This window comes from Streptomyces sp. NPDC002133, from assembly GCF_040296405.1.
Classification (GTDB): Bacteria; Actinomycetota; Actinomycetes; order Streptomycetales; family Streptomycetaceae; genus Streptomyces.
The window spans coordinates 18,563-36,052 of sequence record NZ_JBEOXF010000055.1; the positions used below are offsets into that span (position 1 = coordinate 18,563).

The 17,490-nt window shown below is 67.8% G+C and carries 10 protein-coding genes; 8 read left to right on the forward strand and 2 right to left on the reverse strand.

Going from position 1 to position 17,490, the window contains the following annotated elements:
* Positions 1-33: 33 nt before the first annotated feature.
* The 7 genes from ABT078_RS33755 to ABT078_RS33785 all read left to right on the forward strand — a co-directional run bounded on the left by ABT078_RS33755 (position 34) and on the right by ABT078_RS33785 (position 8,235).
* The gene (locus ABT078_RS33755) at positions 34-402 is read left to right on the forward strand and encodes a hypothetical protein (protein ID WP_351234598.1); all 369 of its coding nucleotides are present in this window, start codon (positions 34-36) and stop codon (positions 400-402) included.
* A 92-nt stretch (positions 403-494) separates the two neighbouring features.
* On the forward strand, positions 495-692 hold the full coding sequence (locus ABT078_RS33760) for an NUDIX domain-containing protein (RefSeq protein ID WP_351234600.1): 198 nt from the start codon (positions 495-497) through the stop codon (positions 690-692).
* A gap of 1,080 nt (positions 693-1,772) precedes the next feature.
* Positions 1,773-2,183 carry a hypothetical protein gene (locus ABT078_RS33765; protein ID WP_351234601.1) on the forward strand — a complete coding sequence of 137 codons (411 nt, stop codon included), beginning with the start codon at positions 1,773-1,775 and terminating at the stop codon, positions 2,181-2,183.
* A gap of 186 nt (positions 2,184-2,369) precedes the next feature.
* Positions 2,370-3,170, forward strand: a complete 801-nt coding sequence (locus ABT078_RS33770) for a hypothetical protein (RefSeq protein WP_351234603.1) — start codon at positions 2,370-2,372, stop codon at positions 3,168-3,170.
* A 1,373-nt stretch (positions 3,171-4,543) separates the two neighbouring features.
* The gene (locus ABT078_RS33775) at positions 4,544-5,392 is read left to right on the forward strand and encodes an 8-oxoguanine DNA glycosylase OGG fold protein (RefSeq protein ID WP_351234605.1); all 849 of its coding nucleotides are present in this window, start codon (positions 4,544-4,546) and stop codon (positions 5,390-5,392) included.
* A gap of 58 nt (positions 5,393-5,450) precedes the next feature.
* Positions 5,451-7,532, forward strand: coding sequence for a DUF262 domain-containing protein (locus tag ABT078_RS33780; RefSeq protein WP_351234607.1), 2,082 nt, complete (start codon positions 5,451-5,453; stop codon positions 7,530-7,532).
* 403 nt (positions 7,533-7,935) lie between these two features.
* Positions 7,936-8,235 (forward strand): hypothetical protein, encoded by a 300-nt coding sequence (locus ABT078_RS33785; protein ID WP_351234609.1) that lies wholly within the window; start codon positions 7,936-7,938, stop codon positions 8,233-8,235.
* A gap of 187 nt (positions 8,236-8,422) precedes the next feature.
* On the opposite strand, the gene ABT078_RS33790 is transcribed toward ABT078_RS33785, so the two are convergent.
* Positions 8,423-9,199 carry a transposase gene (locus ABT078_RS33790; protein WP_351234611.1) on the reverse strand — a complete coding sequence of 259 codons (777 nt, stop codon included), beginning with the start codon at positions 9,197-9,199 and terminating at the stop codon, positions 8,423-8,425.
* A gap of 667 nt (positions 9,200-9,866) precedes the next feature.
* Here ABT078_RS33790 and ABT078_RS33795 point away from each other — a divergent pair.
* Positions 9,867-12,038 carry a UvrD-helicase domain-containing protein gene (locus ABT078_RS33795; protein WP_351234613.1) on the forward strand — a complete coding sequence of 724 codons (2,172 nt, stop codon included), beginning with the start codon at positions 9,867-9,869 and terminating at the stop codon, positions 12,036-12,038.
* 78 nt (positions 12,039-12,116) lie between these two features.
* Here ABT078_RS33795 and ABT078_RS33800 read toward each other — a convergent pair whose 3' ends face one another.
* Positions 12,117-17,309, reverse strand: a complete 5,193-nt coding sequence (locus tag ABT078_RS33800; protein WP_351234615.1) for a PDDEXK-like endonuclease domain-containing protein — start codon at positions 17,307-17,309, stop codon at positions 12,117-12,119.
* Between the last annotated feature and the right edge of the window lie 181 nt (positions 17,310-17,490).

Genomic DNA, 17,490 nt, shown 5'->3' on the forward strand with positions numbered 1-17,490 from the left:
TGCACGGGTGAGCCCGCACGTAGCAGCCCGTTCATGGCAGAAGTCGTCCTTCACGGCAAAGGCCACTTCGACCTGGTCGCCGAAGTAGACCTCTTCGCCCAGCAGCTCACCGTCCCGCTGCGCGCAGCCCGCCACCACCAGGTCCTCATCACCGACAAGACCCCCGCCAACGTTCTGGCCCTCGCTTCGCTCGTCCTCGATACCGCCGAGCCGCAGACCGCGACCATGCTCTCCGCAATGCGCACCCTCTGCCGCGACAAATTCGACCAGGAGGCCGGAGGTGACCGTATGAGGGAGAAAGTCCTCCCACCTCCAAGACCAGGCCGAGGACGTCGTCTTCAAGGCCTGCGCAGAAATCGGCGTGCCGATCCTCGAACTCCCGACCGGCCCGAGTACCGCTGAGCGCGTCCGGTAGATCGCCAAGGAGGTTACCGAGATGGGGCTCTTGGCCACCTGACCATAGAGTCCCAGCGACGCAGACGTTGAAGGACTCCGTGGACCACCCGCAGAACGACGCCATGCTCATCATGAAGCGCCAGGACACGATCCTCCTTGCCAGACGCCACAACACCGGCTACACCGATGGCCTGTTGAACCTCCCGTCCGGCAAGGTCGATCCCGGAGAGGACCCGTACGACGCGATCGTGCGCGAGGCGCGCACTTCGGAGTTGACCACTTCACAGTCGCGCTAGCGGAGAAGGAGAGGACATGCCTACTCGCCGGCCGTGGCTTCGCGGTTCCCGATCGCCCAAGCGATCGCCTGCGACCGGAGATGGTGCCAGCGCCTCCGCGCGCGCGTGGTCCGCCTCGTTCCGGCCACACTCCAGCTCAGCCGCGATCAGTCCGTGCCGGCTGAGATCGGTCGTCCTGGGCATCATGTCCGGCCATTGGCCGAGGACTGCGAGCCAGGCAACGACGTCGTCCTCGGTGAGGCTGCGGACGTCGAGTGCCCCTGCCGCGTCCAGCAGGGCGGTGGTGTCGTCCGCCGGATCGGCAACTGCAAGTGCCTTGGGCAGCGAGCGGCGGACGGCTCTGACGAGTGAGACCAGGTCGGCGGCCGTGTGGGCTAACAAACTCCCGTTCCTGCTCCTCAGCTGTCAATTGCCGGAAGCTGCTGGCCCTCATGGGGAGCCGGGGCCCCAGGCGTACGGTGAGCACCTCTTCCACGTGTGCTCGCAGCTGTCCGGCATCGGTGGTGTCCACCATGTATGCCCATGCGGCCGGGACGGTCATCCACATCCAGTGAGCGCAGCAACGCCAGTCGGGCAGCGGCTGCCGCGCGTCGAACTGGTCCTTGGCCGCCCAGCGGAACCGAATCACGAGCCACTTCCTGTGCAGGTCGACGTGTTGCTGCATCGCCTCTTCATTCAGGTCTGCGTGGCTGATCGGTCCACAGCGCGGTGCCAGTCCCTCCAGCCTTGCGTTCAGACCGCCGAAGTCGATTCCCACGGCGGCGCGGAGCTCGCCGACGTCCCGAGCATCACGGGCCAACGCGATACAGGCGCTCTGGTCCGATGAAGCGCTGTCGGCGAGGACTCTGCACCCACTCGCCGCGTCCCGCGCCACGGCGGCCATCGGGTCGCACAGCTCGGTCGGAACTGGTTCCGTCTGCAGGACTTCAGCCACGGGGGGCCCTCACACCGTGGGGAGTGGTAAGTGCATATATGCTCCGCTGACCACCGGGGGGTGGTGATTCTGATCATGTGGTCATCGTGGGAGTTGTCATGGGGAGTTCCGGCGGATCTCGCAGCGACAGTGCAGTTGGTTGCGCCGTGCTGCTAGGTATCGCAGGTACGGTCGTCATCGGCTGGCTTGTTTGGCTGGCCGCCCTCTGGTTCGTCGCAGAATGGCGATGGGTTTGGATCCTTGGAACGGTGTTCCTCATGCCCTGCCTCGCTTACGGCGCCGTGGTCGCCTGGCGGGAGCAGCAGCCGTTCGCGCCGAGTGAGAGGCGAGAGGCATGGCTCTCCGGGGTACTCGTCTCCATGCTGGTTGTCGCACCCGTCGTGGTGCTCGCCACCGGATGGGGCACGGCCTGTGTGGCGCTGCTGCTTGGATTGGCCATCGGCGCGGCACCCGGCTTTGTCTGGGCCGGTCTTGAGCTTCCGCGTCTCCTGCCGCCGCGGCGGACGTCGGGCGTGAGTGTTGAGGCGGAGACTGCCACCCATGTCAATGCCCCCTAAAACTGGTCTCGCCCCGCCCATCCGCGTTTCCCTGGGCCGGCAGCAGCCAGCTCCCTGCGCACAGCACTCCTTGGCCTCCCGGCTGCGCTTCGGTGCACGTGCCATCGTCGTAATCCGCCCAGTCGCGTCGAGTCCCCCGGCGCCCGCTCATCTCTCACTCCCATTCGAGCACAACGGAGTTCAGTCGTGCCCCAGCCCCTCTCCTCAAACCTCCGCACGCGCCGACTGGCCACGCTCGCCGCCCTCGCAGTGGTCAGCACGACCGTCATCGCTCTAAGCAGCACCAGTCAGGATCACACCGCGGCCAGCGCCGCAGCGGGTCCCACGGTCACGGCCTCCCCCACGCCTGCTGTATCCCCCTCCACCCCGAACACGGAGTCTCCCGACCAGGACGAGAAGGGCGGGAAGCACGAGGTGGCGACACCGTCCAAGAACCCGGCAGTGAAGCTGCCAGCGTCCGCGTCCTGTAAGGGGGCAGTGAAGAACATGACCTACTCCGCCGCTGGAGGCACAGTCACGGAGAGCGACTCCCCTGCTCCGAGCTACCTGTCCATCCAGCAGGCCGAGGTGAGCAGGGACACGAACGGCGTGACGGTCTCGTACGCCCTCAAAGCTCCGGCTCCCTACGCCGGTTCGAACGTCAAGGATGCCAACTACTCCACCTGGTTCGGTGACGGGGACTCCAACAACGGGCTGATCACCATGCTGTACCTCGACTCCACATGGTTCGTATCCGTCATCGGGTACGACATGGAGACCGGCGGAGACATCGACGCCCAGCCGACGGTCAACGGCGACAACGTCACCGTGCGCCTACCTCTGAAGGCGCGCACCACCGGCGGCACCGTTGACCTGTCCCAATTCACGCACGTCGGCTGGTCGTCTTCCGGGAAAGACCCGTCCGGCGTCGGCACGTGGGACGACGGTTGCCCGGTCGACGGACTCACCGCAGGCGATCCCGGAAATTGGATGGTCCGAATGCGCTGAGACGCCGGCCCAGCACCCCGCGGGCCACGGTGACGCCTCGAGGGCCTGAAGTACCGGCGGTGGCGATCAACGGTGTCCGCGCGAACCAGGTGCCGCAGCCGAACGCTATGATCACGAAGTCCGAGGACCTGTAATACGCCCTCGATCTCCACTGCAAGCGTTCGCTACTCTTCGTCGCCGCGAACTGCGACCCCGAACAGCCGTCATTACCTGGCCCGGTGACCCGAAAGTGATTCGCGACTCCGCCCTCTGAGCACAGCCCGCACGACCGGGCCCAGCCGCCAAATCCGCAAGCCTGCGCCCTCCTGCCCACGATCCCTTCGCCATCCGAGAAAGGCTCCCGCATGCCCAAGGATGATCTGAAGCTCCCCGAGGACAACGGTGACTGGGGCGTCCCCTACCAACCAGCCGACTTCCTCGGCCTCGACCGCGCCTCGATCCCACTCCGCGGCAAGGTACCGGATCCGGCACTGGTCGAATTCGTCCACCAGCTCGTCACGGCCGAGGGTCCGATACACACGGATACATTCGGTTCAGGCACGGATTTCGTGAAGTCGATCAGCAGGGGGTTGCGGTCTGTAGTCGGCGGCTGGCGGCGATCAGAAGGAGCCGCTTGCGTAGCAGTGGTGGTTTCGCTCTGCCGAACATGCTGCGCTTGAGGGCCTTCAGGTCGTTGATGCGGCCCTCGACCGGCCCGGATGACCAGTCGGTGCTGATGCCGTAAACGACGGCGTCGAGGTCGGGGAGCAGTCCGTTGGCGAAGCCGGCCAGGCCGCACAGCTCGTCCGCGCTGACGTCGGCGATCCAGTGGGCAGCCGGTCCCCTTCGCGGTTGGTCATGATGGTCGCGAAGGTGCGGACGTGGCTGGCGACAGCCGCAAGTTCGGGTGACCGGGCCAGCAGCGCCTTGAGCTGCTGTCGGTCGTCCTCACGCATGTGGTCGGGGTGGCTCGAAATCCAGCGGGTGGCCTCTCGGGGTGAGGGAGGCCGGGCGATCGGCGGCGTGTTCCCCGTGGCCGGCGATCGGGACGCAGTGGCCGGACGTAGTCGCGCAGTGTGCTGTAACTGCTGCGTGCCCCGCGTTCTTGCAGCTCGCGCTGGAGCCGGGACACGTTCGTGCAGCCTTCGGCGATGCGCTGCTCGAGGTAGGGCTTGAACGAGTCGAGTTTGCTGGTCCGGTTCTGCCACTGCCCATGCAGCATCGCTTCCGGCCGGACACCGTGTTGTCTGACTCCCGGTCTACGGGCGAGCTCGATCGTCGAGCCGGGGGGTCTGTCGCAGCAATGATCGGCATGAGTCCCGTTCTTCTTGCCAACACCCGACGTTGATCGCCAGCATCCTGGAAAGCTGCGCTGACGGCGCCTTGCCTCTGCCATGCTGCTCTTCACCACACTCTTGGAGGGGGCCGGCATGAGGCGGCAGGATCTCGCCGACGCTCTGGACGCGGAAATGCTCGATCCGCCTCTGCCTCCTGACGCCATCGGCGCGCTGTCCGGGTGGCTGAGCGGGCCCGGCGCGGCATACTCAACGGGGCCCGGGAGCCATGCGGTCGCGTACGTTCCTTCGCGGTGGGTAGCCATTCGTCCATGGCCGGACAGGCTGGCCCCTCAATCGAGCTCCGCCCCCGTAGCGCTGAGCCGCTCTGAGGTTGTGGCGACCGTGCGGGAGGCTGTAGCGGACTCGCAGTGGGACAAGGCCCTGATAGCCGCGTATGTGTGGGGCACCGGCGGAACGGGCTACGGCCCGCACCGCCTCAAAGAGATCCTTGCCATGTCCGGTTCAGCCGAACCTCTCTCGCAGACCGAGGACGTGCTGCGCGGTCGAGACCCAGTGGCGGCCTACGCCGTGCTCGACAAGTCCGTGAGAGGACTTGGCCCCGCGTTCTTCACCAAGTTGCTCTACTTCGTCGACCTGGCCCTCAATCCGCCGCCCGGCCCCCGCGCGCTCATCCTCGACCAGCGCGTCGCCCGCGTACTGCGAGCCCACGCCAACTTGCGCGGCTCGGCAAGAGGCGTTCCGTCCGCAGCGAGCACCGCACGTTGGATCTGGTCAGACACCGGCTGGACAGCCCACCGCTACGCGGTCTACCTCCGGTGGATCACTGCCGCCAGCAAACAACTCATAGCCTCCGACGCCGCGTGGCCGGTCTCAACGCCTGACCTACTGGAACTCGCCCTCTTCGACGGCGCTTGGAGACCATCAACCGGTGCACTCACCTCCTAATGACTGCAGCCGGTGCGCAGACGAGACGTTGAATCGTAGGAATGGGAGCGGTAGCAGGGTGGAAGCGAACCCGATGAGCTTGTACGCGCTGTTCGGGCAGGACCAGAGGCTTGTCGTTCCTGTCTTTCAGCGACCGTACGTCTGGAACGAGAACAGGAATTGGCGTCCTCTGTGGGAGGACGTTGCAGCCCTGGTGCAGCGGAAGCTCTCCGGTGAGGAGGTCCACCCCCATTTCCTCGGCGCAGTTGTGCTGGACCAACTTGCTACTTCCACTGGGTCGATGCCCGCGCGTCAGGTCATTGACGGGCAGCAGCGCTTGACGACGCTCCAGGTTCTTCTCGCCGCGGTCCGTGATGTCGCGCGGGAGATGGAAGTCGCGGAGAAATACGGTCGTGCCCTCACCAAGTTGATCGTCAACGACGATGACATGTCGGACGATCCGTGCGCGGTCTACAAGGTGTGGCCGACCAACCTGGACCGTCGCCCGTTCCGTGCCGTGATGGACGGTGACCTGCAGCGAGCCGTCGATGTCACTACCCCGACGGGCACAGGCGACCCGGTGATCGTTCAGGCATACCAGTTCTTCCGTGCTCGGACCATCGAGTGGGCGCACGAACTGCGCTATGAAGGCAAGCTGGAAGAGGGCTTCAACTCCCTGGTGCGTGTCCTGCGTGAGAAGTTCGAGCTCATCGTCATCGATCTCAAGCCGGACGACAACGCTCAGGTGATCTTTGAGGCGCTGAACGACCGCGGCACCCCGCTGCAGGCTTCCGATCTGGTGAAGAACCTGGTCTTCCAAAGGGCGGAGGAGCAGGGCCTCCCGGTGGAGGCGCTGCACCGGGAGGTGTGGTCGTACTTGGAGACGCCAGACTGGCGTAAGGAAGTGCGGCAGGGGCGCCTCAAGCGCCCCCGGCTGGATGTCTTCCTTACCCAGTACCTCACCTGCGAGCTGGCTGAAGAGGTGCTGACACCCGAGCTGTTCCTGACGTTCCGTCAGTACGTCAATGACTCCGGAACTGATCTGGTTGCTTTGATCCGACACCTCGTGGACCGTGCTGCGGTCTACCGGCGATTGACGGCAGACATCCAGCCACCCACCCCCGAAGGCAGATTCCTCCATGCCCTCGCCGTCTTGGACATCAACACCGTCATGCCCGTAATGCTGTGGCTCATGACCCGGTACACAGAGGCCGACCGTGCGGATGCTGTGGCGGCACTGGAGTCCTACCTCGTAAGGCGGACCGTCTGCCGGCAGACGACGAAGAATTACAACCGCCTCTTCCTGGAGCTGCTCAAGGAACTGAAGACAAAGGACGACCCCGCGGTCGTGGAGGGCTTCCTGCTCCGGCAGGACGCTGACTCCGGGTTCTGGCCACGCGACGAAGACATCCGGTACGTCTTCCGAACGCAACCGTTGTTCAAGCAACTCACGCGGGGCCGACTGCGGCTACTTCTCGGAGAACTGGAGGACGCGCTGTACGAAGGTAAGGCTGAGCGGATGGTGTACGACGGTGAACTGACCATCGAGCACCTCTTGCCCCAGGCTTGGGAAGTGCACTGGCCTCTCCCCGACCCCGGCAGCCTTGAGGCACACGAGCGCAGGCAGTCCCTCGTCCATACCGCGGGCAACCTGACTTTGCTCTCCCGGAAACTCAACCCTTCCGTTTCCAACGGACCGTGGGAACGCAAACGGCCCGAGATCCTGTTGCACAGCGCACTGGCTCTTAACCGGCGGCTTCCAGAGCAGTGGGACGATGAGGCGATCGTAGCCCGCGCCGATCATCTGGCTGCAGCCTTCTGCGGCCGCTGGCTGCGACCTGCGGGAGGCGCGGCTCCCGCCTCCATGGTCGGCACCATGGCTTCTCGGCCTGCACCGACAACGCCCAGCGTCAGCAGACCGGCAGGACTCGGCGTACCCAAGCCTCGCCGCGACGTCGGGCTGCACATGCAGGAGGCCTTCGCATCGCTCCCGGTCGGGGCAGTACTCACGGTCGCGGAGATAGTGGCGGTCCGCACCTCACAGTACGAGGCCGGTGAGATCAGCGCCGGAGCCGTTGCCGCCAGGCTGGCCTCGGACAACGTCCCTGGGATCAGAGCCGTCTCCGGTTCCAGTCCGAGGGCCGCACGCAAGATTGGCTGAACGATTGGGCGGTCGACTCCGCTTAAAGGTGACTGTTGGGCCAGCTGACTGGGACGCCAGCCCCGGTCGTGGCCCGAATGTCGTCGTCGCTGCAACGAACGACCCGTGAGGCCTGGCGCAGGCGGGGCGAGCTGATACGACGGTGCGTCGTCCGTGATGAGCCACAGCCGTCGCCACGTAGGTGGGCAGTTGCACCGCCCCCTGCTGACGGCTGACCATAGGCTGTGTACTCGCCCAATGGCCCTACGCTGTCGCCCGCTAGGCGTTCGAAAGGGGTGGGGACGTGAATAGGGCGATACGGGTTGCTGTGGTAGGCCTCGTGGTGGCTGGCGCTGCGGCGTGTTCATCGGGGACCAACGACAAGGACAGCGCTCTGAGCGAAGCTCGGGCTGCCTGCAAGGTGATGCTGTCGGTGGAGGTCGTTGGCGACAATTCCACGGCCGCAGACCTGGTGATAGCGGCCAGCCACATGGAGCCGGCCGTGGAGCACGCCGCACTGGCGGCGCAAAAGGACAGCCGGTGGGACACGCTGTCGAACGGCGTCACCGGTCTCCAGGCGCTGACGAAGCAACGGGGGCTAGCTGCGGACGTGAGCGTTGACTACGCAACTCATGCGACCGCCGTTGAAGAAGTTAGCCGCCTGAGCGCAACTGCACCCGATCTGGCTGTTTCGCAGGAGTGCCGCAAGGCGAATGCCGGGTGACTCGGGTTTCCCAAAGGGTCGTTGTTCAGGTGGCTGGCTCTCCCCGACGCGGGCTGGCGAGCGTGTGACTGATCCTGAGTCGGTTTCGGGTCGGTGATTGTGGGTGGGCAGGTGGTATCCGCTGGTCTGCCCAGCGTTTCCACGTGTTCGTTCCGGTTGGGCCTGGCGGGCGGGGTGGGCAGGGTCGTCAGGCCGGTCCGGGTGGGTCGTGGGCGGCGTCGAAGAGGTGTGTCCAGGCGTGGTGCCAGGGCCAGTTGTCTGGCAGGTGCAGGGTGATACGCCGTGCGGAGCGGGCGATCCGAGCCGGAATCTGGACCAGGTGGGCGCGGAGGGTGGCGGTGGTCGCCTTGGCATGGAAGGCGGAGGTGAGCGCGCCCGTGGCCCGTAGCAGGTTGTAGGTCATGGCCCACAGGGTGAGCCAGGCGGCGTTGGCGTGGAAGTGTCCCGAGGGCAGGTGGGCCAGGGTGGAGGCTTTGCTGTCGGCGATGACCTGTTCGACCACCGCGTGGTGGCGGTGTTCCCGCTCGGCCTGGAGGGTCTGGGCGGGGTTGTCGGTGAAGAAGGGGTGGTAGCGCCAGGCGGGGAACAGTTCGCCCTGCTCGCCTACGACGGCGGGTTTGGCGAGTTCACGGACCCGGCGGACGATCAGTCGGGCGGTGACCCGCTCGCTCTTCTTGCGGCTCGCGAAGGCGGTATAGGCGGGCATCTCGGCGACTTCGGCGTCCGAGATGGGCTCTCCGGTCTCGGGGTCGGGCATCGCGGTCGAGTATGTGATCTGCTGCCATGCCTCGGCGGGAATGCAGAGAACGGCCCGTTTGATGGAGGGGTTCATGCCGGTGGTGATCGAGAAGTGGGCCCCGGCCCGGCGGCAGGCGGAGATCACACCGGCGTTGTAGAACTGCGAATCGGCTCGCAGGATGCGGTTGCCGGTGCAGCCGGCCTCCCGGGCGGTGGCCAGGGCCATCGCTGACGAACTTCGGGGCGCCGCGGGAGTCGGCTGCCTTGCCGCGGCGCATGCGGACTGCGGCGATCACCGGTCTCGACTGCGGGGTGCAGACGGAGCAGAGCCACAGTGCCGACGAGTTGCTGCAGTTCGTGGTCACGGTGGGCGGACAGTGCGTGGACGGTGCGGATGCTGCCCTGGTAGGGAGGGCTACCCCTGGTACGAAGACAAAGTGGTACACACCGATGGCGCTGTCGTACAGCTGGCCCTGGGCACGGTCGGGCCTTGTGGTCTCGCCCTCCGCGCACCGCAGCACGATTCTCGCCCGCAGTGCGAGGCACTGGGCAGTCTTGGCCCGCCTCGCCCAGCACACCAACTGGGTCCGCTCGCCCTCGGTCAGGACCAGCTCGGACTTCGACCGACCGATAGGGCCCTCATCTTGTTCTTTATCTTCCAGCATCGAACGACGCCTCGTACTGAGTCGCTCACCTGGTGTTCGCCGGACGTGGGGGCGGCCTCCGTCTGATCATGCTCACCCCACCAGTTGTTCTCCGTACACGGCTCCGCCCGCCTCCGTCTTCGCTGCGGCGGAGGGAAGAGCCCCGCTATCGGCTCAGGTTCCCGAGGCCTGCGCACTCCCTAAGCTGTACTTTCGTCGCTCCCGATCAACCGACCTGCGAGGACGCTGATGCCCCGGCTCGCCCTCTCCGACGACTTCCTCACGGACCTCGTGTCCCTGCAGCGCCCCGTGCAGCGGGAGGTGGACGAAGCGATACGCATGTTCCGCAGTCTCACCGCGCACCAGCTGCACGCAAGCAAAGGGCTGCACCTCGAGAAACTGCAGCAGGCACGCGACCCGCGCATCCGTACCATCCGCATCACGAAGTTCTACCGCGGTGTGCTCCTCGCTCCCGACGACGGCACTGACCTCTACACCCTGTTGCGGGTCGCCCCTCACGACGAGGCGATCGGCTGGGCCCGCAAGCGGGCTTACTCCGTCAACGGCGCCACCGGGGCTCTCGAAGTGCGCAACGTCGACGCCCTTGAACAGATGGAGACCTTCTTCTCCGGCAAGGCGGCCGCGACGCCGACCCGCCTTTTCGAGCAGCATTCCGACACGGTGCTGCGCGACCTCGGCATCGATGACCAGGTACTGCGGCTCGCAAGAGTCTGTGTGACACCTGATGATCTCAAGGTCATGGCCCCGCCCATGATGCCCGCTGATCAGTTCGAGGTGCTTGAGTTCCTCGGCCTCGGATACACCGCGGAAGAAGTGTGGGAGCAGGTGATCGCCCCTCGCGGGCAGACCGTACGCGCGGCGGCCGACCGAGCCCCGGTCACCCTCGCCGAGGCGGTCCTCAACACGCCGCACCGGCTTGTGGAGGTCACGGGGCCGGGCGAGTTGGAACGCATGCTCAACGAGGACCTGGCCCGCTGGCGTGTGTTCCTCCACCCGGCGCAGCGGCGGTATGCCTACCATCCGGGTTTCAACGGCCCTGCCCAGGTCACCGGCGGCCCTGGCACTGGCAAGACCGTAGTGGCCCTGCACCGCATACGCCACCTTCTGCGCACCGGCGGGGACGGCGACCGCATACTCGTGACCACCTTCACCAAGGCGATGGCTGCGGCCCTGCGGGACAACCTCGCGCTGCTGCTCGGGAAGGCCGACGCGCATCTCCTCGACCGGGTGGACGTGACGACGGTGGACGCGCTGGCGGCGCGCGTCATCCGTGAGGCGAACGGCAGTTGTCCCAAGCCGCTCTCACCCGCGGGGGAGAAGAGCGCGTGGACGCGCGCCATCGGGCGTGAACGATCCCCATGGACGCAGCAGTTCCTGTCCCAGGAGTACCGCAACGTGGTCCTGGCCCAGGATCTGCGAACCGTCGACGACTATCTGCGGTGCGCGCGGCGCGGCCGGGGCACGCAGCTCGGCAGGGTGCAGCGGGCCCAGGTATGGCAGGTGATGCAGCGTTTCACGACGGATCTCGAGTCCCGGGATTCGGCGACGTATACGCAACTGTGCGATAGGGCAGCGCGCATCCTGGCCGCTTCAGGGCCGCGCTATCGGCATGTGGTCGTCGACGAGGCACAGGATCTGCATCCCGCGCAGTGGCGCGTCCTGCGTGCATGCGTGGCGATGCAGGCCGATGACATGTTCCTGGTGGGAGACCCTCATCAGCGGATCTACGACTCCCAGGTCTCGCTGGGTTCCCTCGGTGTCCACATCCGTGGCAGGTCGGCCCGGTTGCGGCTCAACTACCGTTCCACGGAGGTGATCCTGAAGTGGTCGGCTGCGCTGATCGACGGCCAGCCCGTGGTGGCGCTCGGTGAGGACGGCGAGGAAGGAGCCGCCCACGACACCCTTCGTGGCTACCGCTCGGAACTCCACGGCCGCCTGCCTGTGGCGCGCGGGCACGCGAGCCAGGACCAGGAGCTCGTGGCACTGGTGGAACAGGTGCGTACGTGGATCGAACAGGACGGCGTCAGACCGTCCGACATCGCTGTGTGCGCCCGCTTCAACACCGTTGCCGATGCTGTGATCCAGCGGTTGCGCAGGGCGGGCCTCGCGGCCGTCGCCGTCAAGGACGACCCTGGACCGGATGTGGCCGGTGTGCGGGTGGCGACGATGTACTCGATGAAGGGACTGGAGTTCAGGTGCGTGGCGGTCGTCGGCGTCACTGCGTCCGTGCTGCCGTTCGCGCCCCAGGTCACACCCGCCGAGATCGATCCCCTTCAGCACCAGCAGGATCTGCTCGCCGAGCACTGCCTGCTATTCGTGGCGTGCACGCGGGCACGGGACGCTTTGGCCGTGTCGTGGAGCGGAGAGCGTAGTCCGCTCCTTGATGCTGCGGGCGTGTGAGCACGCCAGGGACGCCGCTTGTCCGTGGGAGGCGGCGCCCCAGGTGCGTGTGCGCATGTGCGGGATCAGGTGGCGAGGTCAGGCCTTGATCGCCAGGATCTTCACTCGCCTCGTGGCTCCGTCCGCGGCGCGGTACTCGACCTCCGCCCCCGCCGACTTGTCCACCAGTGCGCTGCCCAGCGGTGAGGAGGGGGAGATGACCTCGGCACCGTCGACAGGCAGTTCAGCCACCGCGTACAGCGTGTCGTGGTCCGCCTGGCCGTCGAAACCGAGCGCGAGCAGCGCTCCGGGCATGACCGCTGCTGGAGCCACTCCTTCACCTCCCACCGCCATGTCGTCGAGGAACGCCCGCAGGAAGGCGACGCGCCGGGTGCGGCGGTCACGCTGATCCGCAAGGTTCTTGCGCATGAAGACGAGGTTCGCCGCGTCGATGTCCTGGGGGAGCTCATCAGGAGTGTCCAGGGCGGCCTGGAGGGCGGTGATCTCCGCCAGAACGCGTTGGAACGCGCCTACGGGGATGGCCTGCGCCGGGTTGCCTATTCCGGCGACTGCATCGTGGACCTCCGGCGACGGCGCCGTGGACGACACCTCGATGGCAGGAGGCCGGGCTGCGCGCACCTCCCCGGACTGCTCGGCGACGACCACCGGTTCCTCGCTCGCTTCTTCCAGCGAGTGTTCCCAGGCCGCGGGCTCGGCAATGTGCTCGACTCCGGTGGCCTCCGCGATGGGCTGCGGCGGCTCCGTGTGTTCGGGTGCCGGCTCGGGGATCGGCTCGATCCCCAGCCGTTCCAGTTCCGACCAGAGCGGTGCCAGCGCCTCTTCCTTGTCCAGGTGGAACCGGCTCCCTCGAATGCGTACGAAGGTCCAGTCGACGCGCTCGAGATCCCGCTGTCGAGCCGCTGCCGTGGCCGCGTCCTCGCCCTCGGCGAACGTGTCACCGTCGCAGGCGACGGCGAGCCGTCGGGTTCCGCCCTCGACGACGAGGTCGATGGTGTGCCGGCCCACCCGGTAGCGGGGGCGCACCCGGTAGCCCTGTCCCTCGAGCTCCCGGTAGACCTGCTGCTGGAAGAGGTTGTCGAACGCCTCGTGGCGCACGTTTGGCAGCACCTCGCCCTCGACGGCGGCGGTCTCCTCCTCAGCGGGCAGGGTGAGCCGGTCGAGCCAGTGGCGGCGCAGATCGTTCTCGTGGAACTGCTCGGTGCGAGCGCTGTGGAACACCCACACCTGGTCGCGGGCGCGGGACGCCGCGACGTTGATGCGCTGCTCGTACGTCTTGCCGGTGAAGCCGCCGGGAACGGTACCGGCCGCCGTGGTGGGCGAGTTGACGCAGGAGATGAACATGATGTCGCGCTCGTCGCCCTGGAAGTCCTCGGCGTCGCCGACCCGGATGCGGCGCTGTTCGCGCTCGTCGTAGTCGAGTCGTTCGGCGAGCTGGTTCTCCAGCTCCCCGAGATGTGCCTTGCTTCCCCGCAGGCTGATGACACCCATGGTCAGGCCTTCGTAGGCGGGATCGGCGCAGCACCGCACGACCGCGTCGACGAGGGCATGGGCCTCAGGGATATTGGCGAGTCGCGAGTTGGCGCCGAGCGCCTCGCCGCCCTCGACGTGCACGGTGCGCACGGGCGGGAGGCGGTCGGCGCCGTACTGGCGCAGTGGCTGGAGGCGGCCGTTGTAGCAGAGCTCGTTGGAGAACTCGATGATCTCCGGCATGCACCGGAAGTGCTCCTTGAGCATGAGCGTGCCGCGGCCGGCGGAGAGCGCCTCGGTGAGGTCGAAGAAGCTCGACTCCGGGCCGAACAGGCTGCGTACGTCGGGCTCCAGGGCGGTCAGCAGCCGGTCGCGGAGGGCGAAGTACTCGTCCTGCTTCAGACCGACGTTCGCAGGGCTGACCTGCTTGCTGTCACCCACGACGACCATCCGGTCGGCGAGCCAGCTCAGCAGCATCGCTTCGAGTCCGGACTGGCTCGCCTCGTCGACGATGACGACGTCGAAGATCCCGGGGCGCTCCATCGGCACGGTCTCCGCGACCTGGTGCAGTGGCATGATCCAGGCGGGCACGGCCGACTGCGCCTTGCGGAGGGCGTCCTGGGCGTCGCGTCGGTAGCGGTGCTGGTACTTGCCCTTGATACGGCGTACGGCCTGCTGGTAAGCGGACAGGGCGCGGGACTGGTCGCCGGTGAGCAGACCGAGGCAGCGGTGCCAGGCACGGGCGGCGGCGAGCCGGGCGAGGGTGATGCGTGCCTCGTCGTCGGCCTCGGTGAGGCGGGCGCGCAGGGTGCGTTCGGCTGCCGGGTCGGTGAGGCGTTCGATGCGCTCCCGCCATGCGGTCCATGCCCAGGCCTGGGCGAGCGTGGGCAGCCTCTGGTCCCACTCGCGGTCGTCGGCGCTGTCCACGAGGCGCTGGGCGAGTGCGGGGAAGGCGTCGTGTACAGCGGTGTGGGCGGCGTCCTGGGCTGCGCGCAGCCGGCAGGCCTCCCGTACTTCGGCAATCTCTTCGCTGAACTCGCGGTACCCGTCTGCATCCTGGGCTCGTACGGCATCCCGCAGACGCTCGACGGCCGCTGACACGCCGGGGCGGTCGAGCCACTTCTGGAGCAGTGCGGCGGTGTCGGCGACGAGGCGCCGGGCGTCCTCGGCTGCACGCAGCGTGGCGGCGGCTCGGAGCAGGGAGCGTGTGGCGGTCTCGATCGTCTGGTCGTGCCAGGGAGCGGCAGCGAGTTCCGCGGACGTTGCCGCGGCGGTCATGACGTCAGTCCGGGCGGTTGCGACGGTGAGCAGCGCCTCGAGGACTTCGCTCTCCTGCCGTAGCCGGGCCAGGCGAGGCCCGTGTCCCTGCCAGGGCTGGGTGGGGACGCCCCACTCACGCTCGACGGCGGCGAGGCGGAGTTCGAGCTGGACGCGTGCGACCACGACGGCGGCTGTTGCCGCGTCTTCGGCGGGGCGGCCGTCGACACGTACGCGCTGCGGGAAGTCCGTGACGGCCTTGGCGAGCTTGCTGCGCGTACCGAGTGGGCCGCGCAGCTTCTGTCCCTGCGCCAGTCCGTCGTGGAGGGTGGTGGCGAGGCCGAGTGCGGTCGACACGTCGTACTGCTCGAGGCCGTCGACGAGCGCGGTGCCGAGCCGATCGAGGCACTCCTGTGCGGCGGTGAGGGTGTCGGTGACGGCGGCGTGCCTGCTGCGGGCCTGCCAGTCCTGTCCGGTGATGACCTCTCGCAGGGCGGTTTCGGCCCACGTGCCGACGGCGACGGCAAGGGAGACGGCCCGGACCCGGGCGCCGGTGAAGGCGTCGAGCGCCTGGGACAGGCTCCTCTGCTCATCCTCGCTGAGGGCGCGGACGTAGGGGTCGTACTGCTCCGCGAGCGGGTCCTGTCGCGCTGCGGCGTGGGCGTCGTCGGCCGCGCGAATGGTGGTGACCGCGTCCTCGAAGACGCCGGGTGAGGGCAGTTCGGCCGGTCCCGGCACGTCGGCGGCGAGCGCCCGCAGATGCGGGGTGAAGGCGCGGGTGGAGTGCACCAGTCGCAGCGCCTCCTCGGCGGTGACCGCGGGCTGCTCCTGCGGCACGGGTCCGAGCCAGCTGTGGGCGTCCTGCTCGGCGGCGAGACGTGCGGCGATCTCCTGGAGGCTTCCGCTGTAGTCGCCGATGTCGGCGGCGAAGCGCCGGGTCTCCAGTTCCCGTACGTCGGCGAGGTCGCGCAGCAGCGTCTGCTGCCGGCTGCGCGCCTCGGCGAGGCGCCGCTGCAGGACGGTGATGTCCTTGGTGGACGCCTTCGGGTCGTAGCCGGCGTATTCGCTCAGGATCCGCTGTACGGAGGCTTCGAGTTCCCGCTGGGCGGCGGCACCGTCCTCGGTGCGACTGACGCACAGGTCGCGTACGGACTCGGGCAGTTTGTCGCGCAGTACACGCAGGGCGCGCGGGGTGTGACTGGTGATCAGGACGCGCTTGCCCTGTGCGAGGAGGTCGGTGACGAGGTTGGCAATGGTGTGGGTCTTGCCGGTTCCGGGCGGGCCCTGGACGACGACGAGACGGTTGTCGCGCAGTCGCTCGGCGATGGTGCGCTGCTCCTCGTTGGCGGGGAGCGCGAAGTAGACCTCTCCGTTCTCGGCGCCGGTCTCGTCGGCGCTCGCGAGTTCGGCGGCGGTCAGTGCGCCGTCACGGCCGGCCACGTAGGCGAGCAGTTCGGTGGGCTCGGCTCCGCGTTCGATGTGCTCGGCGATCGCCTTGAGGGCGTCGAGGGTCGAGCGCCGGTTGCGTTCCCGCAGGACGAGCGCCGGTGTGAAGCCGACCTGCGGTACGTCCAGGCTGCGGGGCTTCTCCCGCTCGATGCCCGGGAGGTATCGGGTCGCGGCATGCGCGGCATTGGCCCACGTGCGCAGCGCCGCGTGCAGTCCGTCGATGCCGTCGGGGTCGGTGGCGTCACCGATCTCCTCCAGCCCGCGGTTGATCTCCTCCCGTACGGGGCCGTGGACGCGCTGCTCGCCGTCCAGCATCGACTCCTCGAGGCGCAGGCCCTGGACGCTGGGGTCCGGGGCGGCGGTGAGGGTGCCGGTGGCGGGGTCGAGATGCAGGACCGCCCGGTGGGTGACGAGGTGCCGGTCGATGCGCTGTCCGTCGACCGACTGCCAGGTCAACCTGCCGACGCCGAAGACGAGTTCGTAGGCCTCACCCAGGTTGACGGCGTCCTCGTGCATCTTGTGCAGGCTGTCGTAGAGCCTTACGAGCGGGTCGATGGCACGACGCCGCTCCGCCCAGGCGCTCCACTCCTGTGCCCATGCTGCGTACAGCTTCTCGATGCGTTCGCGTTGGGGATGGTCGTCGAGCTCGGTGTACGTCTTCTCCAGGGGAATACCGTGCGACCAGTCGGGCGCCACCTCGTCGATGCGGCGCCGCAGGTGCGGCGGGCGTGGCTGGGTGAAGTCCCGTATGCGTCGTTCGTCGACCCAGGGGGCGAGGGTGTTGTGAGGCTGTGGAGCGTCCTCACGATGCGGGCGGGGGACCCTGAGCCAGGCCGGTTCGTCGCCGGAGAGCGGGCCGTCGGTCATCACCTCGACGCCGGGATCGTCGGGCAGGTCGGCGAACCAGACGGTGCCCGCGGCCCCGTCGAGGGTGCGCACGGGGCGGGCCCTCGTTTCTTCGGCCTCGGCCAGGAAGCGGAAGATCTGTCGTACGCGACGGGCGTCGTCGGGCGCGGACATCGCGGGCCGCTGGGGTGTTTCGTTCGGCGCGCGGTGCGGGGTGTTCTCGCGATCGCCCTGATCTGCCGTGCGCGGCATTCGGGACCGTTCTGGCGCTGCGGGCAGGTCGTGCGCCTGCGTGGCCGGCCCATCGGATGCATCAGGATTCGGGTGCGCGGCCGACGGCTCCGATCGGGCCGCGCCCGTGCCCTCCGACGGTGCATCGGGCTGTGCGACGGCGGGCGGTGTCGTCGGCGGGCCCCCGAGGAGCGTGCGCGGA